This is a genomic window from Micromonospora sp. NPDC005806 (assembly GCF_042871425.1).
GTDB lineage: Bacteria > Actinomycetota > Actinomycetes > Mycobacteriales > Micromonosporaceae > Micromonospora.
Genome location: NZ_JBIAIL010000021.1, coordinates 1 through 23027, shown reverse-complemented (window position 1 = coordinate 23027; position 23027 = coordinate 1). Strand labels below are relative to the sequence as shown.

Sequence of the window (23027 nt, the reverse complement as noted above, 5' to 3'; positions counted from 1 at the left end):
GCGCATGGGGTGGTGGTGGGCCGTAGCGTGCGGGGGTGGACAGCGTGCACCTGCCCCGTCGGCTGCTCGCCGGAATCGGCTCAGCTGCGGTGGCAACCGTGACCGGCTGCGAGTCGCACCGCGCCACGTCCGCGACCCCACGGCCAACGAGCAGCCCGCGACCTTCCGGCACACCGCGCGGGGGCGCGGCCGCGCTGCGCCGAAAGATCGCCAGTCTGCTCGTGGTCGGCTTTCGCGGTGACCGAGTGAGCGACCGCGACTGGATCGTGCAGGCGGTCAAGGGCGGCGTGGGCGGGGTGATCCTGTTCGACCAGGACCTGGAGACCAAGTCCGTGCGTAACATCCGCTCGCCCGAGCAGGTCACGCGACTGGTGAAGAGTCTGAAAGACGCCTCGCCTGGCCGGCTCATCGTCTCCATCGACCAGGAAGGCGGCCGCACCCTCCGCCTCAACCCGAGCAACGGCTTCCCGGCCACCAAGTCGGAGGCCGAGATCGGCGCGGAGAACTCCCCGGCAACCACCCGCGACTGGGCGCGAGGACTGGTCGCCAGCCTGACGCGGATCGGGGTCAACCTGAACTACGCCCCGGTCGTCGACTTGAACATCAACCCCGACAGCAGAGCGATCGGCAAACTTGGTCGCAGCTTCTCCGCCGACCCGGACGTGGTGGTCAGCAACGCCACCGAGGAGATCCAGGCCCACCGAGCGGCGGGCGTGAAAACCGTCCTCAAGCACTTCCCCGGATCGGGTAGCAGCGCCGGAAACACCGACTTCGAGGTCGTCGACGTCAGCGACACCTGGCAGGAAAGGGAACTCGAACCGTTTCAGCGGCTGATCCAGGCCGGCCTCGCCGACTCGATCATGGCCGCCCACGTGCTCAACAAACAGCTCGACCCGACGTATCCGGCGTCCCTGTCGGCCGCGACCGTCACCGACCTGCTGCGCGGCCGGCTCGGCTGGCACGGGCCGGTGGTCAGCGACGACATGCAGGCGGTCGCGATCACCGAACGGTACGGCGCCGCCGAGGCGGTCGCCCTGGCGTTGCAGGCCGGCCTCGACCTGCTCGTCTTCGCCAACCAGCAGGTGTACGACCAACGAGTCGTCGAGGAGACAGTCGACACGATCGTCAACCTCGTCCGGACCGGGCGCGTCGGCGAGGACCGCATCGACCAGTCCGTCGCACGAGTGGATTCCCTCCGCCCGAAACGCTGACCGACATGCTCCCGCCGGCTCAACCCCGTGGTCGCGTTGGCGGCACAAACATGCGTCCGCTACTACCTCGTGATAGTAGAAGTGGATGAGTCGACCCGTGCGGATCGGCGATTGGCGACCCACGTCGGCTCGTCATGCCGAGGCGTGACGGTGTCCATCCCGAGGCGGCCGCTGACATCGGTCAAGGATTACGCACGATGCCTGACGTGTGAACGGTGAACGGAGGAAGCGGCGGCTCGGCCCCGGGCGGCCGAGCCCTCGGTGGCAGGTAGGAAGACGACAGCGCGGACAGGAGCGGAATGTACGCAGGGGCAGCGAGCATGGCGTTGGTAGCGGCGCTCATCGTCGCCGGCCTGTACCTGGCCCATCGGGCTCTGGCGATCGCACCCGCGCCGCTGGAGAGCCTGCCCTTCCAGTCCGGGTGGCGACCCGAGGAGCACGCACTGTCGCGCTACCACGTGCGGTGGTACCTCGCGACGCTGCTGTTTCTCGCCTTCGACGTGGAGATGCTGTTCATGTACCCGTGGTCGGTGGTCGTCACCCGCCTGGGGGCCACCGCGATCGTCGAGATGTTCGTCTTCCTCGGCGGAGTCTTCGTGGCGGTGCTCTGGGCCTGGCGGGAAGGCGCGCTGCGGTGGGTCTGAGCGAAGCGTTGGGTCGGATCGCGGTCCGGCACGCGCATGTGCTCGTCGCCGAGGTGCCGGGGCATTGGGTGACCCGGGCCGCGGTCGAGCGGCACGTCCTGTCCCGGGGCTGGCGGCTGGCCGTGTCCCCGGCCGACGCCGACATCCTGGCCGTCTGCGGCCCGCCGCCCCCGCACCTGGAGGAGCCGCTGCATCGGCTGTGGGGGCAGCTGCCCGGCCCGCGCTCTCGCATCCAGGTCGAATCCCCGCAGGCAGCCGTACCCGCCCTCCTCGCGGCGGAGGAAGACCTGCTCGACCTCACCCGGCAGCGCGCCGACAGCCGTGACCGGTCGCCCGACCGCGCCGCGACCGGCCATGCCCATCCGGGTGAGCATCACGCCCACGAACGGCACGCTCCGCACGACCACCCCGGGCACGACGCCGCCCACCCCGGCCCTGAGCGCCGCGGAGGCGGCGGACAGCACGGCGGGACGGCCCATCAGCCGCAGGCCGACCACGGCACCGGCGCCAACTCCGTGGAGGTCCAGGAAGGTACGCACCGCGGAGGGCGGACGCACGACGCGCATGGCCACGTCGGCCACGTCGGCCACCGCGAACCGCCACACGGCGGCGCTGAGCACACCGATGACGGCGGCCGGGGTCATGGCGACGACGGCCACACGGGACACGGCGACCACGACCCGGCGGCGGCTGGTCGGCAGACGGGCGATGGTGGTGCGGAGCACGCCGGCCACGAGGACATGCCCTCCGCCGGCCATGGCGCCATGGACCACTCCGGGCACGCCCCCCGCGCCGGTCCTGACCACGCCGATCACGAGGGCATGGGCCACACTGCGCACGGCGCGATGATGCACGCGGGCCATGCCGGCATGGGACACGCTGGCATGGCGCACGGGGGGATGGACATGGCCCCCGGCGGCATCCCGCTCGCCCCCGGCGGCGAAGACCGCGACGGCCTGGAGATGGATCTCCTGCACCTGCGACTCGGTCCGGTCCTGGCGTACTGGCCGGCCGGCCTCGTCCTGCGCTGCACCCTCCAGGGCGACGTCATCGTCGACGCGGAGGCCAGCCTGGTCGCCGCCGCCGACCCGGCCGCAGATGCGGAGCCGCGGCACGCGCCCGAGGACCCGCGCCGGTTCGCCGCCCGGCGCTGTGACAACGCCGCCAGCCTCCTGGGGCTCGCCGGCTGGGCCGACGCCGCCTCCGGCGCTCGACGGATCCGTGACGCCCTGCTCTTCACCGAAGACCGTGACGGGCCGGCGGGGGAACTTCACCGGCTCCGCCGCATGGTTGGCCGGTCATGGTGGTTGCGGTGGTCGCTGCGCCGGGTCGGGCCGCTGGATGCGCACCAACTCGCCCACCGCGGCCTGCCGGAACCCATGACAGGCGACGTCCGTGACCGGCTGCTCGCCATGCTCGACCGCGCCGCGCACAGCATCGCCGGCCGGCACCCGACCGGCCCGCCGCTCGGCGTACCCGTCGACGCCATCCCTGACCTGGTACGCGGGTGGGACCTCGCCACCGCCCGCCTCATCGTCGCCAGTCTCGACCTCGACCCGCTCGCCATGGACCGCGAGGTGAGCGATGTCTGAACCCGCGGTCACCGTGGTTCCCGCCGGGTGGGCGGTGCCCGCCGCCGCGCTGCTCGGACTACTGGCGGTCGCCGCCGCCGTCCTCGACAAGTTCCTGACCGCGCGCACAACCGGCGCCGGCTCATCAGCGCTGAGCCAGCCATTCGGTGAGGTGGCCCGGCTGATGCGCCAGCGGAGGCGGACCACGGTCGCGGCGGACAGCCTGCTGTGGCGCATCGGCGGGGCAGGACTGCTGCTGATGGCGTTGATGATCATCACGGTGGTGCCGCTGGGGCGGTGGACGCTGTTCGACCTCGACGTCGGGGTGATCTGGTTCAACGCCACAGACGTCCTCGCGTGGGCGTTCGTATGGCTGACCGGCTGGGGCGCCAACTCGGCGCACTCCCTCGTCGGCGGCTACCGGTTCCTCGCCCACGGACTGGCCTACGAGCTGCCTCTGATGTTCGCGCTCGTGGCGCCCGCCGTCGGGGCGTCGAGCCTGAACGTATGGAAGATTGCCGCCGCCCAGCAGGGCCTCTGGTTCGTCGTGTGGATGCCGGTGGCCTTCGTCGTCTTCTGCACGGGCGTCCTCGCCATCGCCGTCTGGGGACCCTTCTCCCCGGCCCGCGGCACCGACATAGCCGGCGGCGTGACCGGCGAACTGTCCGGTGTCGACCGGCTGCTGTTCCAGGGCGGCCGGTACGCGCTGCTCGCCGCCGGGGCCGCGTTCGCGGTGCCGATTTTCCTCGGCGGCGGCGCCGGCCCGCTGCTGCCCGCCTCGGCGTGGGTGCTCGTCAAGACCCTCGCTCTGCTGGCCGTGTTCGTGTGGCTGCGCCGCCACCTGCCCGCGGTGCGGCCGGACCTGTTCATGGAGGCCGGGTGGCTGGTGCTGCTTCCCGCGGTGCTGCTGCAGGACCTGATCGTCGCGGTCATCGCCGCAGGGAGGAGCTGAGGTGATCACTCACGTCGCGTTCTGGGCCCTGGCGGTCATCGCCGTGCTCGCCGGCGCCGCCGTGTTCATCGTCAACTCGATGGCCCGGGCCAGCTACGCCCTCGCCGTCTCGTTCATCGCCGTCGGCCTGCAGGTGCTGCTGATGCAGCAGGACTACATCGGTGTGGTGACGATCCTGATGATGGTCATGGAGATGGCCGTCATGGCCGTCTACATGGTCATGTTCATGGGCATGAACCCGGCGCTGATGCCGATGAGCATGGTCCACGACAACCGGCACGCTCTGGCGGTGTCCATCGGTGTTTTCGTGCTCCTCGGCGCCGGGGTGCTGCTCGTGCCGTGGCCCACCCGACGCGGCGCCCCGCCCGTCGACGTCACCGCGGCGTTGGGGGAGGAGCTGATGGGCCCGAAGATGCTGGTCATGACAGCCGTCGGCGCGGTCATGGCCGCCACCATCGTCGCCGGCGTCGTGCTGGCAGCCCACCGGACCCGCTACGACCGGTTCGGCGACGACCTGCGCCGGCGACCGGCCGACGACCCGCAGCCGGGAGGTGTCGGCCGATGACCCTGCAGACCGTGCTGCTCGTGGCGGCGGCGCTGTTCAGCGTCGGCCTCTACGGCGCGCTGTCCCAGCAGGTGGTGGTCATGGTGATGATGGGGCTGGAGCTGATGCTCAACGGCCTCATCCTCGCCGCCGCCGGCTTCTGGTGGTTCCTCGCCCCGGACCCGTCCGGGCAGGTGCTGTTGCTGATCATTATCGTCGCGATGACCGTCGAGATGGCGATGGGCTTCGCCGTGGCCACCCATCTGCATCGGGTACGTCGCACCGACATGACCGACCTGGCCGCGGACCTGTCCCGATGACCCAACTCGCGCAGGCGGCCCTGTGGTCGCTGGTGGCCCTCCCCACAGCGGCGGGGACCCTGCTGGCCACCAGCCGGCGGGCGGAGCGGACCGCAGCGCCCGTCTCGCTCGCCGTCGCCGCGGCCACGGTGGTCCTGTCGGTCGTCGTCGCGGTGAACCGACCAGCCGTGGCGGTGCCGTTCATGGCCGGCGTCGACTTCGCGCTCACCGTCGACGGGCTCGCCGCAACGCTCGCGCCCATGCTCTCCGTGGTGATCCTGCTGGTGCTGGCCGCCGCGGCAGGAGAGATTCGCCGCTCGCAGGCACGCTTCCATGGACTCATGCTGCTGTTCGCCGCTTCCGCCGCGCTCACCGTCACCGCGGCGACCCTGCCCACGTTGCTGTTCGGGTGGGAGATCATGGGCGCGGCCTCGTACGCGCTGATCGGGTTCTGGTGGCGTGACGAGGACCGGGTGTCCGCCGGCCTGACCGCGTTCGTCACCACCCGGTCGGCCGATGTGGGCCTGTACGTCGCCGCGGGAGCCGCGCTGGCCGGCGGCGCGGGTCTGGCCCTGGCCGACCTGCCCCACAGCAGCCCCGGTTGGCGGCACGTCATCGCCGCCGGGATCCTCGCCGCCGCGCTCGGCAAGGCCGCGCAACTGCCGGTGTCGTTCTGGCTGTCCCGGGCGATGGCCGGCCCGAGCCCGGTCAGCGCGCTCCTGCACTCCGCCGCGATGGTGGCCATGGGCGGCTACCTGCTGCTGCGGGTGCAGCCCCTGCTCTCCGCAACCTGGTGGGCCGCCCCGCTGACCATGTGGGCCGGCGGCCTGACGGCGCTGCTGCTCGGCGCGGTGGCGGTCGCCCAGCGGGACATCAAGCAGCTCCTCGCGGCTTCCACCGCCGCCCAGCTCGGGTTCGTGGTGATGGCCGCCGCCGCCGGCACGGTGGCCGGCGGAGCCGCCCAGCTGGTCGCGCACGCCGCGACCAAGGCGCTGCTGTTCCTGGCGGCGGGGGCGTGGCTGACCGCGCTGGGCACCACGCAGCTCGCCGGCCTGCACGGCGTCGTCGGGCGGTGGCGGCCGGTCGGCTGGTCGGCCACCGTCGGGGCGCTGGCGCTGGCCGGGATCGCGCCGCTGTCGCTGTGGGCGACCAAGGACGCCGTCCTCGCCCAGGTCCTGGAACAGTCGCCCTGGCTGTACGCGGTCGGCCTGGCCGCGTCGGCGTTGTCGGCCGCGTACGCGGGCAAGCTGCTCGTCGTCATCTGGCGGCCGGTACCGTCCGGCCGGCGCGCAGACGTCTCCCGCAAGCAGGTGGAAGCCGGGACGGTCACCGTCCTGCAGCAGGCGCCGCTGGTGATCCTCGCGGTGGGCGCCGCCTGCGCCGGTCTGCTGGCACTCCCACCGGTCGGCGCCGTGCTCGCCCGGGCCGTCGGGCAGCCCGGCGAGTTCCACGCCCCCCTGGTCGAGCTTGCCGTCTCGGCCGCGCTCGCCCTGGCCGTCCTGCTGCTGGTCGCTCGCCACCCGGCCCCCGAGCCGCGGTGGGCGCTGCGGTGGCTCGGCCTCGAAGCCGCCGTACGGGTGCTGATCGTCCGCCCGACCCTGCGCTGCGCCGAGGCGCTTGCCCGCTTCGACGACCAGGTCCTCGACCGCGGCGTCGAGATCGCCTCGGCCGGGACGCTACGCCTGGCCGGACGGGCCGGCCACGCCGACGACCGGTGGCTCGACCGCGCCGTGGAATGGATCGCGGCCGCAGCCCGCCGGCTGGGACAGCTCGCCCGCCGGCCGCAGACCGGTCAGCTGCACCAGTACTACCTGCAGGCCGTCGTCGTGCTCCTCGTCGCCGTCGTCGTCCTCGTCGTGTGGGGATAAGCCATTGCTCAGCGTGATCGTGTTCCTACCGCTGATCGCCGCCGTGGCGCTGGCCGCCGTGCCACGTCTCGGCGACACCGTGGCGCGCTGGACCTGGGTCGCCGTGGCAGCTGTCGACCTCGGGCTCATCGCCGTCATGTGGGCGCGCTACGACACTCCGCCGCCGGGGGAGTTGGCCTTCACCGAGCGGGCGACCTGGATTCCCGGCGTGAACAGCAGCTACCACATCGGCGCGGACGGGTTCTCGCTGCCGCTGGTGGCGATGACCGCCGTGATCTACCTGGCCTGCGCGGTGTACGGGCTACGCGAGCGGCACCGCCCCCGCGCCCACGCGGCACTGTTCCTGTTCCTGCAGAGCGTCAGCCTCGGCCTGTTCGTCGCCGCCGACCTGATCCTGTTCTTCGTCTTCTTCGACCTGTCCATCGTCGGCATGTACTTCGTCATCGCCGGCTGGGGCCACGGCAATCGTGCGCACTCGGCGCTGAAGTTCTTCCTCTACACCTTCCTCGGCTCCCTCGCGCTGCTCGTCGGCTTCATCGGCCTGTACGTCGCCGCCGCCCCGCACACGTTCGACATGCCGGAACTCGCCGCCAAGCCGCCGCTGCAGGGCCGGCCGGTCGCGGGCGCACTGGTGCTCGCGGCGATCCTGCTCGGCCTGGCGGTGAAGACGCCGACCGTGCCCTTCCACACATGGCTCCCGCCCGCGCACACCGACGCGCCGGCCGTCGGTTCGGCGGTCCTCGCCGGGGTGCTGCTGAAGATGGGCACCTACGGCTTCGTCCGCATCGCCATGCCGATGCTGCCGCAGGCCTGGCGGGCGTGGGCCTGGGTGGTCATCGTCGTCGGCGTCGTGTCGGTGATCTACGGGGCGCTCGTGGCGCTGGCGCAGTCCAACGTCAAACGCATGATCGCCTACACGTCGGTCAACCACATGGGCTACATCATCCTCGCCGTCGGCGTCGCGGGCCTGGTCGCCGCGGACACCACCCAGGCCCGCAGCGTGGCGGTCGCCGGCGCGGTCGCCCAGATGGTCAGCCACGGCCTGATCACCGGAGCCCTGTTCCTGCTCGCCGGCGTCCTGCAACACCGCGCCGGCTCCTACGACATGCGCGACTTCGGCGGGCTCGCCGCACCCGCGCCGGCCTTCGCGGCGCTGTTCGCCGTGGGCGCGTTCGCCTCCCTCGGCCTGCCCGCCTTCTCAGGTTTCATCGCCGAGTTCCAGATCTTCGCCGGCAGCGTCGCCGCGGCCCCCGTCACCGCCGTCGCGGTCGTCGGCATCCTGATCACGGCGGCGCTGTTCCTCCGCGCGCTGCAACGCGTCTTCACCGGCGACCCCGCCGGCCGGTCCATCGGATTCACCGACCTGCGCGCCCGCGAACTGTGGTCGGTCGGACCGCTGTTGCTGCTGTCCCTGCTGATCGGAGTACTGCCGCGTCCGCTGCTGGATGTCATCGAGCCCGCCGCACACGCCGTCGTCGGCCTGCTCGGGCGGTGAGCGGTGGAGACAGAGATGATGCGGCCGCTGCTGCTGCTCCCCGAGATGCTGCTCGCCGGCGGCGCGCTCGCCGCCCTGATCGGCGGGTCCTTCGTCCCCCGCCACCGGCAGTGGATCATCCGGATCCTCACCGCGCTGGTGCTCGTCGCCACGATCGTCGCGGCCGCGATCCAGCTGCGCGGGCCGGCGACAAGCGCCTTTGACGACTCGTTCGCCGTCGACACGGCCACCGGGATCGCCCGCATCCTGGCGGCGTCCGGCACCCTGCTCATCCTGGCGATCGCCGCCGACGAGATCTCCGGCAGCGCGCGGGAGAGCGAAACCTACAGCCTGCTGCTGTTCTCCACCGCCGGCGCCGTCCTGCTTGCCGGCGCGAACGACCTGCTCGCCCTCGCCGTCGGCTTCCTGCTCGCCAGCATCCCGCTGTACGGGCTCATCGGTCTTGCCCACACCGCTGCGGGCGCCGAAGCCGCGCTGAAGGCCTACCTGATGGGAGCCTTGTTCGGCATCCTGCTCCTGTTGGGCGTCACCGTCCTGACCGGCCTGTCCGGCACCACCACCTACCCTGAGCTGGTGCAGCGCCTGCCCGACCTGCCGCGTGGGGCAGTCGCGGTCGCTGCGGTCGCTGTCCTCGCGGGGCTGTTGTTCAAGGCCGGCGGCGTGCCCGCGCACTTCTGGGTGCCCGATGCCGCGCAGGGCACCTCGGCCACCGCGGCGACATTCCTCACCACTGTTCCGAAGATCGGCGCGCTGATCGCCGTGTTCCGGCTCGCCGACCTCTTTCCTGCGTCCGCGTCCTGGGCGGCCGCGGTGGCTGTCGTGGCAGCCGCCAGCATGACCCTGGGTAACCTGGCTGCCTACTGGCAGTCGGACCCACGCCGGCTGCTCGGCTGGTCCACCGTCAGCCAGGTCGGATTCCTGCTCGTGCCGATCGTGGCCGCCGGACGCAGCGACCTGGCGCTGCCGTCGCTGCTGCTGTACCTCGCCGGCTACACGGTGACGAACATCGCCGCGTTCGCGGTCACCGCCGCCCTGCCGGAGCACCGTGACCTCACCGACTTCCGGGGCCTGGCCTACCGGCGGCCGGGGCTCGCCGCGGCCCTGCTGGTCGCTCTCCTCGGCCTGGTGGGCACCCCGCCGACGGCGGTGTTCGTCGGCAAGCTCACCACCGCGACCGCCGCCTGGGACGGCGGATACGCCTGGCTCGCCGTCGTCGTGTTCGTCAACGCTGCGCTCAGCCTCTTCTACTACCTGCGCTGGATCGTTCCCGTCTATCGACAGCCCGGCGAATCTGAGGTGACCTCCAAGGCGGTGCTGCGGCGTGTCACGGCGCGGATGGCAGTCGTCGCGTCGGCCGTCAGCCTCGCGGTGGGGCTGACTGCCGGACCGCTCTGGTACGTGGTCAGCCGCTAGCCCTGGGTGACACTTCGTCCGCCCGCACCGTCCCCTGTTCAACTATCGGTCGATAGTAGGTAAGGATGGGGGCGAACCCGCCGCGGGTGAGGGCCGCTACTCCGCAGCCCCGCCCGCTTCCCAAGGTCAGAAGGAGTCCGTGCTGGTGGCATCCATGCCCCCTCGCCGTCCCCCGGCGAGCCACCCGCCCGTCCGTCGCGGCGGGCTGGCCCGCCGCATATTCGTCCTGCTCACGGCCGCCGCGTTCGGCGCTGGGCTCCTGGCGGCACCGGCACACGCGGCGCCGTCGGCGGACGAGATCGAAGCGCAGATCGACAAGAAGTGGGAACAACTCGAACCCACCATCGAGGGCTACAACAAGGTCCGGGCCCAGCTCAAGGTCAACCGCATCAAGTCGGCGGACCTTGAGAAGAAGATGGCTCCCCTGGAGCTGCAGTCCGCGATGGCGATGAATCAGATCGGTGCTCTCGCCTCCCGCTACTACGTGTCAGGTCCCTCGCAGGAGCTCGGCGCCCTGCTCACCACCACCAAGCCGGGCACGCTCGGCGAGCAGCTGCTCATCCTCGACCGGCTCGCCCAGCAGCAGCACCGGCAGGTTGCCGGCGTGCTTGCCGTCCGCGACAGGTACAACGCGCAGAAGCAGAAGCTCGACGCGCTGATCGCTACCCAGGTTCGTCAGCAGAACGAGCTGGCGGCCAAGAAGAAGCAGATCGACGCCGAGATCAAACGGCTCACCGCGTCCCTGCCGAAGACGACGGTGAAGGTGACCGGCTGCCCCACGATCACCGGTGTGGTCAGCAGCGCCGCCCAGACGGCGATCCGCGTCGCCTGCCAACAGGTCGGCGACCCCTATGTCTGGGGAGCCAACGGCCCGGACGCCTTCGACTGTTCCGGCCTCACCCAGTACGCCTACAAGGCCGCGGGCATCTCCCTGACCCACTTCACGGGGGCCCAGTGGAACGAGGGTCGGCCGGTGTCGCGAGCCGACGCCCGGCCTGGCGATCTGATCTTCTTCTACAGCGACCTGCATCACATGGGCTTGTACCTGGGTAACGACCTGATGGTGCACGCGCCGCGGGCCGGCAAGCCGGTCAATGTTCTCAGCATCAACTACATGCCCGTCGCCGGTTTCCGCCGAGTGACCTGACCGCCGACCTGTGGCGGAGGCTCCCGCCCCTCAGGTCGGGAGCCTCCGCCTCGGGGGGTCAGGCCCGCTACTCCTGGTACGCCAGGTTGATCATCATGCCGGTCTCGGCGTGGTAGATGTTGTGGCAGTGGGTCATCCACTGGCCCGGATTGGTCGCGTCGAACTCCACCGCGACGGTCTGCTTCGGCACCACGATCACCGTGTCCTTTCGCACGCCGGTGTCAGTGACGGCGAATGTGTGCCCGTGCACGTGCATGGGGTGGAACATGGTGCTCTGGTTGACGAACTCCAGCCGCACCCGCTCGCCTTGGCCGACAACCAGTGGATCGAGCTTGTCGAAGGTGGTGCCGTTGACGGTCCACCGGTAGGGCATCATCGAGCCGCCCAGCTCCAGCCGGTGCACGCGATCGGCCTTGCGGCGCTCCAGCCGGACGGAATCCGCAGGGCTCAATCCGCCGGTGAGAAGCACTCGACGGTCCAGTTCGGCGGGGTGGACGGCCGCGCCGGGCGTGCTTCCGGCGCCGGTGCGGACCAGGGCCACGCCTTGGCCGCCCTTGCCCTCGGCGACCGCGATCAGGGGAAAGACGCCGTCGCCCAGTTCCACGGTGACGTCCGCCCGTTCACCCATGCCGAGCACCAGGGCGTCGCAGGTGATGGGGGTGACTGGGAAGCCGTCGGTATGGGTGACGGTGAGGCGGTGGCCGCCGAGGGCGACTCGGAACGCGGTGTCGGAAGCGGCGTTGACGAGGCGGATCCGCACCCGCTGACGCGGTCGACCGGTCAACGTCACGGGGGCGGCTGGGGCCCTGCCGTTGATCAGATAGTGCGGGTAGGCGACGTCTCCGGCACCACCCAGCAGCGGGGACGTCATGGTTTCCATGCCGCCCATCGACATGCCGCTCATGCCGCCCTGATCCATGCCGCCCATGTCCCCGTGGCCGCCCATCGACTGCAACGACGCCAACACGTCGTCGGGCGTACGGCCGGTGCCGTCGACCCAGTCGTCGAGCACCACGATCCACTCCTGGTCGTACCGGCCGGCCTCGTGCGGGTCGTCGACCACGAGCACACCGTAGAGAGCGCGGTCGAGTTGAACCCCCGAGTGCGGGTGGTAGAAGTAGGTGCCCGGGTCCGGGACGGTGAACTCGTACGTGTGCTTGCCGCCCGCGCTGATCGACTGCTGGGTCACACCCGGCACGCCGTCCATGTCGTTGCGCAGCGCGACACCGTGCCAATGCACGCTCGTCTCGCTGCCGAGACCGTTGGTCACCTCGACCCGGAGCACATCTCCGGCCCGCGCGCGCAGCAGCGGCCCCGGCACGGAGTCGTGGTACCCCCAGGTCTGCACCTGCCGGCCGCCGAGATCCAGGGTGACTGGGCGCGGGTTCAGCGTCGCCGGCACGGTCCGGCCGCCGGCCCGCCGCCGCGCCGCCTCGGTCCGGGCCACCAGGTCCCCGCCCGGCGCCACGAGATGGGGATCGAACAACCCGCCTGCCCACGCGGCGGCGCCGGCCGTACCGGCGATACCGACCGTGCCTGCGATGCCGGCCAGCAGTCGTCGGCGGGTGAGGGTGGGGGACATGGCTGCTCCTTCGCCTACGAGGAACCCTGTCTGCAGCCTGACCTGCGCCGCAGGCCGGCAGCCACGTCGCGCCGCTTTCTTCAGTGAATCTTCATGAGCGGCCGCCCGCGTCACCTGCACTCGCCCAGCCCGACCGTCAGGGCAGGATTGATGCCATGGGTGTACGTGTGCTGGTGGTCGACGACGAGCGCAGCCTGGCCAAGGTCGTCGCCCGCTATCTGGAGCGCGACGGTCACGAGGTCAGCTGCGTCTTCGACGGACGGTCGGCGGTCGCCGCTGTCCGGCGAGACCGGCCGGACGTCGTGGTGCTGGACCTCGCCCTCCCGGGCCTGGACGGCATCGAGGTGTGCCGCCAGATCCGGACGTTCACCGACTGCTACGTGGTCATGCTCACCGCCCGCAGCGAGGAGGTCGACAAGCTCATCGGCCTCGGCGTCGGCGCGGACGACTACCTGACCAAGCCGTTCAGCCCGCGGGAACTCGTCGCCCGGATCCGCGCCATGCTGCGACGTCCCCGCACGGCCACGGCCCCAGCGCCGGAACAGCCGATCCGGACCGTCGGCGCGCTGCGGATCGACCTGACCGGCCGTGAGGTGTGGGTCGACGGACGACCCGTGGAGCTCACCCGCACAGAATTCGACCTGCTGGCCGCGATGTCCGTCCAGCCGGAGGCGGCGCTGCGCCGCCGTCAGCTCATCGAGGCGGTGTGGGGCGCCGACTGGGTCGGGGACGAGCACCTCGTTGACGTGCACGTCGCGCACCTGCGCCGCAAGCTCGGCGACGATCCCGCAGCCCCCCGCTTCATCCGCACCGTGCGCGGCATCGGCTATCGAATGGGGCAGGGATGAAGAGACAGCTCGGACTGCCGGGCCGGCTCCTCGCCGCCCAGACGCTGGTGGTGCTCGTCGGCGCTGCAACCCTCGGCGTGGTGGCTGCCGTGGTCGGGCCCGCGATCTTCCGGAGCCACCTGAGGCGGGTTACGGGCCCGGTCGACCCGGGCACCGCTCATCACGTCGAACAGGCCTACGCCTCGGCCAGCGCCGTCGCGCTGGCCGTCGCGATCGCCGTATCGCTGCTCGCCGCCCTCGCCGTCAGCGCCTACCTGGCTCGCCGCCTCGCCCGACCGGTCACCCAGCTGGCCACCGCCGCTGCGGACGTCAGCCGGGGCGACTACGCGGCACGGGTCAACGGTCCCGGCCTCGGCCCGGAGTTCGACACGGTCGCCGCCGCCTTCAACACCATGGCCGCCCGCCTCGCCGACGCGGAGGCGACCCGCCGCCGTCTGCTGGCCGACCTCGGCCACGAGCTGCGCACTCCGCTGGCCACCATCGAGGCGTACGTGGACGCCGCCGAGGACGGGATCGCGGTCGAGGGCGAGGACACCTGGACGGTGCTGCGGGCGCAGACGACCCGACTGCGGCGCCTCGCCGAGGACGTCGTCGCGATGTCCCGCGCCGAGGAGCAGCAACTCGACCTGCACCCTCGACCGGTCGCCGCCGGTGAACTGGTCAGCGCCGCCGTCGCCGCCGCCCGGCCCCGATACGCCGCCAAGGGCGTCGCGTTGCACGAGCACGTGGCACCAGACGCGGGACTGGTCGACGCCGACGCCGAACGGATGGGGCAGGTGCTCGGCAACCTCCTCGACAACGCCCTGCGCCACACCCCGCCAAACGGACGCGTCAGCGTGCATGCCATCGCGGCTACCGACGGGGTGCAAATCAGCGTCACCGACACGGGAGACGGCATCGACCCGCGGCACCTGCCGCACGTCTTCGAACGCTTCTACCGGGCGGACACCGCCAGGGACCGCGACCACGGAGGATCGGGCATCGGGCTGGCCGTCGCCCGCGCGATCGTGACCCAACACGGCGGCAGGATCACCGCCACCAGTGAGGGCCCCGGCCGGGGCGCGACGTTCACCGTCACACTGCCCGGCGCGGGGCCGCTCGCGGGCGGCAGCTGACGACGTGCGTGGGGGAGCCGCGAGTCAGCGCAGCCCGTCCAGCCTGCGGTGGTACTCCTCGTCATTCAGCTCGCCACGGGCGTACCGCTCGGCCAGGATGCGCCGCGCAGACTCGTTGCCGTCGGCCCGTGCCGACCGCGAGCCACACCGCCGCGACGATGATCACGGCCAGGACCAGCCAGCCGACCATCATGAAACCCATCGGCCACAACCAACCGTTGCCATGCATGTGGGTCGCGTCCTTCCCGCAGTGAGACCGCGCCGTGTGCGGCGACTCCTGGATATTGCAGCCCGCCGGGCGTACCCGCCGCCTCTGCCGGGTCACCTGCCCGACGAATTCGTCTCCGACAAGTGGCGCCGCTCGCCCTCACCCGAGTGGCCGCCGTGGCCGCCGTGCATGAACGGCATCATCAGCGGGCAGGCGAGTGCGACCAGCCCGTAAGCCACCGAACGTCCCGGCACGCCGAGCGCCAGCGCCCCCACGATGAGGATCAGCAGGGCGATCCCGTAGAGCGGCAGATGACGTCGCCTCATCACCGGCCTCCCTTCTCGTAGTTCCTAAACCGAGACTGCTCCCCGGCCCCCCCCGCACGGCAGTGCCTACCGGCTCCCTCCGGCGAGGCCGAAGGTCCTACCCCAGCCGGGTAGCGGTAATAGGCAGACTGCGCGGCCAAGCGTTGGCGCGCTTGCTTAATACCCCCTAGGGGTATATGTTCGTGCCCGGAGGTGGACCCCATGACACACCACGACACCCACGACGCCCCGCTCATGACGGCGCACGACCAGCAGCACTCCGCTCACGACCACGTCGCCGAGCGGCACCACGTTCACGCGCCGGCACCTCGGCCGCCCGATCACCCCCGGCACCACGACCACCACGGGGGACACGCCGGCCACGGCGGCGGACACGACAAGCACGCCGGCCACGACCCGGAGCAGTTCCGCCGCAAGTTCTGGCTCAGCCTGGCGCTGACCCTGCCGATCGTGGCCACCAGCCACATGATCATGGAATGGTTCGGCTACACCCTCGACTTCCCCGGCATGACCTGGGTCGGACCCATCCTGGGATCCCTGGTCTTCGCCTACGGCGGCTGGCCGTTCCTGGCCGGCGCCGTCCGGGAAGTCCGCGACCGGGCGCCCGGCATGATGCTGCTCATCGCGATGGCCATCACCGTCGCGTACGCCGCCTCCCTCGCGACCAGCCTGGGCGCGTTCAGCCTCGACTTCTGGTGGGAACTCGCCGCGCTGGTCACCATCATGCTGCTCGGCCACTGGCAGGAGATGAAGGCGATCGGCCAGGCCCAAGGAGCCCTCGCCGCCCTCGCCGCCCTGCTCCCCGACGACGCCGAACGCCTCGACGACGCCGGACAGCCGCACCGGGTGCCCGTAGGCGACCTGGGCGTCGGCGACCTGGTGCTGGTCCGCTCCGGCGGCCGGGTCCCCGCCGACGGCCGGATCGTCGACGGAGCCGCCGAACTCGACGAGTCCATGGTTACCGGCGAGTCCCGGCCGGTACCCCGCACGGTCGGCGACAAGGTGGTCGCCGGCACCGTAGCCACCGACTCCACCCTGCGGGTCCGCGTCGACGCCGTCGGTGAGGACACCGCCCTGGCCGGCATCAGCCGGCTCGTCGCCCAGGCGCAGGCGTCAGCCGGCCGCGCGCAGGTGCTCGCCGACCGGTTCGCCGCCTGGCTGTTCTACCTCGCCACCGCCGCCGCGCTGATCACCTTCGGCACCTGGTGGGCACTGGGCGACGTCAACGAAGCCGTGGTCCGCACCGTCACCGTGCTGGTGATCGCCTGCCCCCACGCCCTCGGGCTGGCCATCCCGCTGGTGATCGCACTCTCGACCGCGGTGTCGGCAAAGGCGGGCATCCTGGTCAAGGACCGCATGGCGCTCGAACGCATGCGCGGGGTCGACGCGGTGCTGTTCGACAAGACCGGAACCCTGACCAAGGGCGCCCACACCGTCACCGCCACCGCCGCCACGGCCGGACTCAGTGACGATGACGTCCTGCGGATCGCCGGCGCGGTCGAGGCCGACAGCGAGCACCCACTCGCCCGGGCCCTGGTCAGGGCATCCCAGGATCGCGGTGTGCCCGCCACGGCGCAGGACTTCCGCTCCCTGACCGGACGCGGCGTCCAAGCCGTCGTCGACGGCACCTCCTACGCCGTCGGCGGTCCGGCACTGTTGCGGGAGCTCAACGCCACCGTGCCAGCTGACCTGCACGACGCCAGCGCCCGCTGGTCAGCCCGCGGCGCGGCCGTCCTGCATCTGCTGCGGCTGCCGACGGATGGCCGACCCGAGACGATCGGCGCCTTCGCGCTGGAGGACGAGGTCCGGCCGGAAGCCCGGGAGGCGATCACCGAGCTGCGGGAACAGGGCGTCAAGAAGATCGTGATGATCACCGGAGACGCCCGCCCCGTCGCCGAAGCGGTCGCCGCCGACCTCGGCTTCCGCCCCGGCGTGGACGAGGTGTTCGCCGAGGTGCTCCCCGCGGACAAGGACCGCGCGGTCGCCGACCTGCAGGCGCGGGGCCTGACGGTGGCGATGGTCGGCGACGGGGTGAACGACGCCCCGGCCCTGGCCCGCGCCGACGTCGGCATCGCGATCGGCGCCGGCACCGACGTGGCGATCGAGTCCGCCGGTGTCGTCCTGGCCTCCTCCGACCCGCGCGGCGTCACCGGCGTGATCCGGCTGTCCCGCGCGTCGTACCGGAAGATGGTGCAGAACCTGGCCTGGGCGGCCGGCTACAACGTGGTCGCGATTCCCGTCGCGGCCGGCGCGTTGGCTTGGGCTGGCGTGGCGCTCAGCCCGGCGGTCGGCGCGGTGCTGATGTCCGCCTCCACCATCGTGGTGGCGCTCAACGCACAGCTGCTCCGGCGGGTACGCCTCACCCCCGCACGCCGCTGAACGTCCCGCACTGGCCCGGCTGGCGCCTAGCTGGCCGGGCCAGTGCCGTCGGGTAATGCCGTTACGACAGGCCTGTCTCCAGCGACTGCCAACTGGATCCCGAGTCGGTGCTGCGCCGCACGTCACCCGTTCGGGTCGCGACGAACAGCTGATCCCCGTGCACAGTGAACGCGACGGGAGTGTCCGGGGCTGTTCCGCCGGTGGGCGACCAGGTGTCGCCGCCGTCGGTGGACAGCAGGATCCGCCCGTCCACCGCGATAGCGTAGAGGCGCTCGGCGTCCAGCCAGTACAGCAGGAGTGCCCGCGGTCCGCCGGATGGCTGCCACGTACGCCCGCCGTCGGTCGAGCGCTGCACGCCGCGTTCGGTGGTCGCGAGGATGGTGTCCGCCCGCTTCGGGTCGACGGCGAGGTCGTACGCGTCGATCTGTGAGCGGCTGTCCCAGGTGGTGCGGTCGTTGCTGGCCATCAGCGTGCCGGAGGTGGAGTCCAGGCCGTACGTGACGGTGCCGGCGGTGCGCAGGACGTGGAAGTCGGCGTGCCCGGCCAGCGAGACGGAGTGCCACGTAAGGCCGCCGTCCCGGCTCTCGATGAGGCCGAGGTGAGCGGGCCCCGGCTGTCCCTGCGCCGGGTGGCCGGAGGCGAGGAAGTGGTCCGGGCCGACGACGGTGAAGCCCATGGTGTCCTGGCGCGTCTCGCCCACCAGCGAGGCATGGCTGTCGGACAGGCGCACGACACCCTGGTGCGTCGCCACGTAGAGCCGTCCGTCGGCCGGGTTGACCGCCAACCCGTGCACGTGGCTCAGCCGTTGCGTGGCGGCGTGATGCTCCTCGCCGGCACGCTCACGCTGTTGGCTACCGAGCAGGACGGCCGCGGCCAGGACGGCCACCGCTAGGGCGCCGATCGCCCAGATCCTCCGGTTGGCGGGCCTGCCAGGCATCCTGATCTCCTTATCTGGGTCCCCTCGGCAGGTGCCCATGGTATGCCATCTACTATGCGCGGTTAGTAGACACGTGTCGGGATCGGTGACCCCTGCCCATCTCGGTGAATGTGCTGTCGGGCACACGAGGAGGTGGTGATGCGACAGGTGGCGGTGGCACCCCATCGCACGACGCAGCGCGCGGCGACTCTGGCACTGGCGGCCGCCATCGGCGCAGCGGCGGCTTTCGTCCTTCGCTTCAATCCGACCAACCGGGTCGCCGACCCCACGGGCCCCTGCCTCTGGCACGCGATGACCGGCATCAACGGCCCGGGTTGCGGCGGCACCCGAATGTTCTACTACCTGCTGCACGGCCACCGCCTCGAGGCGGCCCGCCATCACCTGGCCGCCCTTGTCGCCGTCCCCTTCCTCCTCTACGCGGGCATCCGCTGGGCCGGCATCGCCTGGTTCGGGCGGGAGCTGCCCGCGCTACGGTTGTCGCCACGTGTCTACTGGGCCTACGGAGTCGCCTTCCTGCTCTACAGCACCGTGCTGCGCAACCTGCCCGGGCCACCGTTCAGCTGGTTCGACATCGCGAACCTGACCCCCTGATGTAGCGGCGTCCCGCGTGACCTCGATCTCCGGCACACGGATTTGCCCAGACTGTGGTGGTATGGGATGAAAAGGACGAAGGTGGGCGCGTCGCGCGGGCTGGGGCAGCACTCGCCCCTGCGGCTGATGCTGCTCATCGCCCTTGCCTTCGGGGTTCTCGGCATGCACGCCTTCGGCCACCACCCCGACTTCACGGACGCCGGCGTCGAAAACACGATGACCGACCTGCACCACACATCCGTCGCGCCGATAGAGAAGCAGAACCACGGCGGCGGCTCGGACGGCCACGGCCACGGCGTTGACGTGTTCACCGTTTGTCTGGCGGTGCTTGGCGCGGGGGTGGTCCTCGCGTCCCTGTCCATGCTTCGGCGACGGCGAGGAGAACTGCCGGTCCCCGCGGGTGCCTGGCCTTGGAGAAGGAGCCGGGGGCATGACCCGCCACCCCGACGTCCTCTCGGACTGCAGATGAGCACGGTGTCGGTCTTGCGGACATAGATCCACCGCAAGCCACCAGACCGGATCACATGACCTTCTGCCAACCACTAGGGACAAGGACCATTTACCCGATGAAGCGAACCATCCTGCGCCCGACCGCCCTTGCCGGTGTCGCCCTGTCCGCCCTGCTCGTCAGCGCTGCCTGCGGCGGCGGTGACGACACGGCCGGCATGGAGCACGGCAACAGCAGCCCGTCGGCGGCGGCCTCGGCCTCGGCCTCGGCGAACAGCACGTTCAACGACGCCGACGTCATGTTCGCCCAGATGATGATCCCGCACCACCAGCAGGCCGTCGAGATGGCCAACCTCGCTCCGAGCCGCGCGACCGACGCGGAGCTGAAGGATCTGGCTGCCAAGATCAAGGCCGCCCAGGATCCGGAGATCACCACTATGAAGGGGTGGCTGACGGCTTGGGGGAAGCCCACCCCGACGCCGGGCAATCACAACATGCACGGAATGTCGGCCTCGCCCTCTCACGACATGCCGGGGATGAACTCCGACATGCCGGGCATGATGTCCGAGCAGGAGATGGCGGAGCTCACCGCAGCCAAGGGCACCGAGTTCGACAAGAAGTTCGCCGAAATGATGATCGCCCACCACAATGGCGCCATCGAGATGGCCAAGACCGAGCAGGCCAACGGCAGCAACCCCGAGGCCGAGGCTCTCGCCGCCAAGATCGCCGCTGGCCAGGCGGCGGAGGTGCAGACCCTCCAGAAGATCCTCGACCGCCTGTAAGCGTGGACCTGTCCGGCCGGGACCGAACTCTGGTTCGAGCCCGGCCGGGCCATTTATCAGGCTGACCGCTCAATCCTGTGGCCGTGGCATCACAGGCGGAGTGCGGCCACCTTGCCGCCAGTTGTGCGACCGACCTGGCCAACTGGTCCGCCTCGCGCGGGTACTCGGCTTGACCGGCAGCAGCACAGCGGCCCCTCGCCCTCGGCGAGGGGCCGCTGTGCTGCTCGGCGATCCTGCGACGGACCCCTCCACCGCGGTCGACCTGACGATCAGGCCCAGATCACGTGAGTGACGACCATGGTGCCGTCAGCGTAGTGCCGGACGTAGGTGGAGTGCCGGTCGGCGCGGGAGCCGCTCACCAGCGCGCCCCAGGACTCCGGCGAGTTGCCGACCGAGGCGGCGGCCGGCGAGGAGCCGACCGTGCTGGTCGAGTCGAGGTGGGAGTAGATGCTCACCAGCTGGTCGTAGTCGTGCTGGTTGGGGTGCTGGTTGGTGCTCGGGTCGTTGGTGTAGTCCATGCAGGTGCCGAGGTTGGCGTTGTTGAAGTTCTCGTCCTGGTGGTCCAGACCGAAGGTGTGGCCGACTTCCTGGCAGGTGACGAGATTGCGCCACGCCGGCGTGTTGTACTGCGCGGTGTTGAAGTAGGTGTCGTTCAGCTTGACGGTGCCCTGGGTGATGTGGGTGCCGCCGGTGATCGAGATCGAGGCGATGCCCAGCCAGCCGTTGTTGCCGTAGGTGGAGTTGCAGACCTCAACACGGCCGCTGACGCCCTTGCAGTTCCTGGGATTGGTCGAGCCGGCCACGACGGTGGTGTCCAGGACGGTGGACCGGCTCCAGTCGGCGGAGGCGCCGGCGAGCGCGGAGTCCCACTGCGAGCTGACGTTGTCACCCAGCTTCAGAGTGAACGGGTTGGCGGTGCGGGCCCAGTGATAGCCGCCCCAGCTGTGGTTGGCCTGGGCGGGCGACGGGAAGGCCAGCAGGGCGAGGGCGGCGGCGCCGGCGGCGGCCAGCAGTTTCTTGTGCATTCCAGCTCCTCTGGGAGTGCCGTTGGGGGTGGGTACGGCATTGACCCGGATCACTTCATACGCCTGCCCTGGTCAAGGTTGAACCTTGCAAGACGCAACTTTTTCGCCCTCCGTGAATATGGACGACCTTCGAGGTCGTCCTGACCGGGCGGGTCACTCCCGAGGTATCGGGCCCACGGTGCTCCCGCAGCCGTCACTGGCCCGGCACGTCCTGGTGGCCCGGCGGGTCGCCCCGCGTACCCTTACGGGCGCGAAGGGAGAGCACGTGGCAGAGCTGGGCAGACTCGAAGCGCTCGTCATGGACGTCCTGTGGCAGGCCGACCGGCCGCTGCTGGTCAGAGACGTCCTCGACGCGCTGACCACCGACCGTGCCCTGGCCTACACGACCGTGCTCACCGTGCTCGACAACCTGCACCGCAAGAGCTGGGCCGCGCGCGAGAAGGACGGCAAGGCCTACCGTTACCGCCCTGCCGGCACCCGTGAGGAGATCACCGCCCGGACCCTGCGCCAGGTGCTCGACACCAGTACCGACCCGGACCTGGTGCTTCTGCACTTCGCCAGGTCAGCCACCGACCGGGAACTGCACATCCTCAAGCAGGTACTCCACGAACGGGAGCCCGGCGCGTGAGCATGGCACTCGCACTCATCGCCGGGGCCGTCGTCGCCGCATGGTGGGGGCCCGCCGCGCTGCGGTTCTGCTTCCGCCACGTCGCTGACCCCGTCGCGGTGTTGCTCGGCTGGCTCGGACTGCTCATCGCCGTGACGGCCACCTTCGGCCTCGCCGTCGCCCTGCTGCTCGCTCCGGGTGCCGCCCATGACTGGGCACTGCATGACCTCGCCCGGCTCTGTCTGCATTGGGTACATCCGAGCCGCCCGCCTGCCCTCGACGAAGTCCTCGGTGCAACCGGCGCTCTGCTCATACTCACGGCGCTGACGAAATTCGCCGCCTCGTGCGTCCGCCGGGCACGAACGGCTTACCGCGCCCGGCGAGCCCACGCCGATCTGCTCACCCTCTCCGGCGAAACGGCGGCACCCGGCGACTCGGCGGTGCTGTGGATCCCTCACCCGACCCCGATGGCGTACAGCCTCGCCGGGGCCGGCGGCATGACAGTGCTCGCCAGCTGCACGCGCGACCTGCCGGCAGATCAGCTCGCCGCCGTGCTCAGCCACGAACGGGCCCACCTACGCGAGCGCCACCACCTGCTGGTGTCCGCCGTAGAAGGGCTCGCATCGGCCGTCCCCTGGCTGCCGCTGACCCGGGAAGCGCCCGCAGCCGTGCGCTTGCTCATTGAGCTGCGAGCGGACGCCGCGGCCGTACGCGAGTGCGGCCAGGCTGCCGTACGAGGTGCGCTCCTGAGCTTCGCCGGTGCCCCGCACCCGCCGTCCGCCCTGTCGATGGCTGGGGGAGACGTGGGAATCCGGCTGCAACGACTTCAGTCGCGGACCCCGCACGGCCGCCATCTTGCTACTCGAGCCGCGTTGGGGTTTGCCGCTCTCCTCGCGCCCGTGGGCATCGGCACGCTCGCCGGGGTCATCACCTGCCTCTAACTTGATCTTTAACCTGTGCGGCGTGGACGGGGATTGACGGACTTCGTCTTCTTTGTAGCCGGTGTTTTGGCCTTCGTGGTGGTCGCGGTGTGGAC

General features: G+C 71.0%; 23 protein-coding genes. 18 read left to right on the top strand and 5 right to left on the bottom strand.

What is annotated here, in order from left to right; translation table 11 throughout:
• The first annotated feature begins 35 nt into the window (after window positions 1-35).
• From ACFYOS_RS21455 to ACFYOS_RS21410, 10 genes are all read left to right on the top strand, one after another.
• A complete protein-coding gene (locus ACFYOS_RS21455; protein WP_387144268.1) occupies window positions 36-1211 on the top strand; it encodes a glycoside hydrolase family 3 N-terminal domain-containing protein in 1176 nt (391 codons plus the stop codon).
• Between the two features lie 320 nt (window positions 1212-1531).
• Window positions 1532-1855, top strand: a complete 324-nt coding sequence (locus tag ACFYOS_RS21450; RefSeq protein WP_387144264.1) for an NADH-quinone oxidoreductase subunit A — start codon at window positions 1532-1534, stop codon at window positions 1853-1855.
• The gene (locus ACFYOS_RS21445) at window positions 1846-3447 is read left to right on the top strand and encodes a hypothetical protein (protein WP_387144261.1); all 1602 of its coding nucleotides are present in this window, start codon (window positions 1846-1848) and stop codon (window positions 3445-3447) included. The genes ACFYOS_RS21450 and ACFYOS_RS21445 overlap by 10 nt, the downstream gene beginning before the upstream one ends.
• Window positions 3440-4378 (top strand): complex I subunit 1 family protein, encoded by a 939-nt coding sequence (locus tag ACFYOS_RS21440; protein WP_387144258.1) that lies wholly within the window; start codon window positions 3440-3442, stop codon window positions 4376-4378. Before ACFYOS_RS21445 ends, ACFYOS_RS21440 begins: the two co-directional genes overlap by 8 nt.
• 1 nt (window position 4379) lies before the next feature.
• A complete protein-coding gene (locus tag ACFYOS_RS21435; protein WP_387144255.1) occupies window positions 4380-4943 on the top strand; it encodes an NADH-quinone oxidoreductase subunit J in 564 nt (187 codons plus the stop codon).
• Window positions 4940-5242, top strand: coding sequence for an NADH-quinone oxidoreductase subunit NuoK (locus tag ACFYOS_RS21430; protein WP_387144252.1), 303 nt, complete (start codon window positions 4940-4942; stop codon window positions 5240-5242). The genes ACFYOS_RS21435 and ACFYOS_RS21430 overlap by 4 nt, the downstream gene beginning before the upstream one ends.
• Window positions 5239-7089 carry a proton-conducting transporter membrane subunit gene (locus ACFYOS_RS21425; protein ID WP_387144249.1) on the top strand — a complete coding sequence of 617 codons (1851 nt, stop codon included), beginning with the start codon at window positions 5239-5241 and terminating at the stop codon, window positions 7087-7089. Before ACFYOS_RS21430 ends, ACFYOS_RS21425 begins: the two co-directional genes overlap by 4 nt.
• Window positions 7090-7093: 4 nt before the next feature.
• Complete coding sequence (locus ACFYOS_RS21420) at window positions 7094-8584, top strand: NuoM family protein (RefSeq protein ID WP_387144246.1); 1491 nt, start codon at window positions 7094-7096, stop codon at window positions 8582-8584.
• 3 nt (window positions 8585-8587) lie between these two features.
• Window positions 8588-9997: an NADH-quinone oxidoreductase subunit N gene (locus ACFYOS_RS21415; protein ID WP_387144243.1), complete on the top strand. Its 1410-nt coding sequence runs from the start codon at window positions 8588-8590 to the stop codon at window positions 9995-9997.
• Between the two features lie 145 nt (window positions 9998-10142).
• Complete coding sequence (locus tag ACFYOS_RS21410; protein ID WP_387144240.1) at window positions 10143-11144, top strand: C40 family peptidase; 1002 nt, start codon at window positions 10143-10145, stop codon at window positions 11142-11144.
• A 67-nt stretch (window positions 11145-11211) separates the two neighbouring features.
• On the opposite strand, the gene ACFYOS_RS21405 is transcribed toward ACFYOS_RS21410, so the two are convergent.
• Window positions 11212-12726: a multicopper oxidase family protein gene (locus tag ACFYOS_RS21405; RefSeq protein WP_387144237.1), complete on the bottom strand. Its 1515-nt coding sequence runs from the start codon at window positions 12724-12726 to the stop codon at window positions 11212-11214.
• A gap of 155 nt (window positions 12727-12881) precedes the next feature.
• On the opposite strand from ACFYOS_RS21405, the gene ACFYOS_RS21400 reads away from it, so the two are divergent.
• On the top strand, window positions 12882-13574 hold the full coding sequence (locus tag ACFYOS_RS21400) for a response regulator (RefSeq protein WP_387144234.1): 693 nt from the start codon (window positions 12882-12884) through the stop codon (window positions 13572-13574).
• Window positions 13571-14689, top strand: coding sequence for a sensor histidine kinase (locus ACFYOS_RS21395; RefSeq protein ID WP_387144231.1), 1119 nt, complete (start codon window positions 13571-13573; stop codon window positions 14687-14689). Before ACFYOS_RS21400 ends, ACFYOS_RS21395 begins: the two co-directional genes overlap by 4 nt.
• A gap of 24 nt (window positions 14690-14713) precedes the next feature.
• On the opposite strand, the gene ACFYOS_RS21390 is transcribed toward ACFYOS_RS21395, so the two are convergent.
• A complete protein-coding gene (locus ACFYOS_RS21390) occupies window positions 14714-14788 on the bottom strand; it encodes an SHOCT domain-containing protein (RefSeq protein ID WP_387144480.1) in 75 nt (24 codons plus the stop codon).
• Window positions 14789-15010: 222 nt separating this feature from the next.
• Window positions 15011-15223, bottom strand: coding sequence for a DUF2933 domain-containing protein (locus tag ACFYOS_RS21385; RefSeq protein WP_387144228.1), 213 nt, complete (start codon window positions 15221-15223; stop codon window positions 15011-15013).
• Window positions 15224-15424: 201 nt separating this feature from the next.
• Between ACFYOS_RS21385 and ACFYOS_RS21380 the strand changes: the two genes are divergently transcribed.
• Window positions 15425-17602 (top strand): heavy metal translocating P-type ATPase, encoded by a 2178-nt coding sequence (locus tag ACFYOS_RS21380; RefSeq protein WP_387144225.1) that lies wholly within the window; start codon window positions 15425-15427, stop codon window positions 17600-17602.
• 61 nt (window positions 17603-17663) lie between these two features.
• Here the strand turns inward: ACFYOS_RS21380 and ACFYOS_RS21375 are convergent, their stop codons facing one another.
• Window positions 17664-18539, bottom strand: coding sequence for a F510_1955 family glycosylhydrolase (locus tag ACFYOS_RS21375; protein ID WP_387144222.1), 876 nt, complete (start codon window positions 18537-18539; stop codon window positions 17664-17666).
• A gap of 138 nt (window positions 18540-18677) precedes the next feature.
• On the opposite strand from ACFYOS_RS21375, the gene ACFYOS_RS21370 reads away from it, so the two are divergent.
• The 3 genes from ACFYOS_RS21370 to ACFYOS_RS21360 all read left to right on the top strand — a co-directional run bounded on the left by ACFYOS_RS21370 (window position 18678) and on the right by ACFYOS_RS21360 (window position 20359).
• Entirely contained in the window at window positions 18678-19130 is a 453-nt protein-coding gene (locus tag ACFYOS_RS21370; protein WP_387144219.1) for a DUF2752 domain-containing protein, read from the top strand.
• Between the two features lie 66 nt (window positions 19131-19196).
• Entirely contained in the window at window positions 19197-19625 is a 429-nt protein-coding gene (locus ACFYOS_RS21365; RefSeq protein ID WP_387144217.1) for a hypothetical protein, read from the top strand.
• 71 nt (window positions 19626-19696) lie between these two features.
• The gene (locus ACFYOS_RS21360; RefSeq protein ID WP_387144214.1) at window positions 19697-20359 is read left to right on the top strand and encodes a DUF305 domain-containing protein; all 663 of its coding nucleotides are present in this window, start codon (window positions 19697-19699) and stop codon (window positions 20357-20359) included.
• Window positions 20360-20628: 269 nt separating this feature from the next.
• Here ACFYOS_RS21360 and ACFYOS_RS21355 read toward each other — a convergent pair whose 3' ends face one another.
• On the bottom strand, window positions 20629-21384 hold the full coding sequence (locus tag ACFYOS_RS21355; RefSeq protein WP_387144211.1) for a hypothetical protein: 756 nt from the start codon (window positions 21382-21384) through the stop codon (window positions 20629-20631).
• 265 nt (window positions 21385-21649) lie between these two features.
• On the opposite strand from ACFYOS_RS21355, the gene ACFYOS_RS21350 reads away from it, so the two are divergent.
• Window positions 21650-22012, top strand: a complete 363-nt coding sequence (locus ACFYOS_RS21350) for a BlaI/MecI/CopY family transcriptional regulator (protein WP_387144477.1) — start codon at window positions 21650-21652, stop codon at window positions 22010-22012.
• A gap of 2 nt (window positions 22013-22014) precedes the next feature.
• Entirely contained in the window at window positions 22015-22932 is a 918-nt protein-coding gene (locus ACFYOS_RS21345; protein ID WP_387144474.1) for a M56 family metallopeptidase, read from the top strand.
• Window positions 22933-23027: the final 95 nt, after the last annotated feature.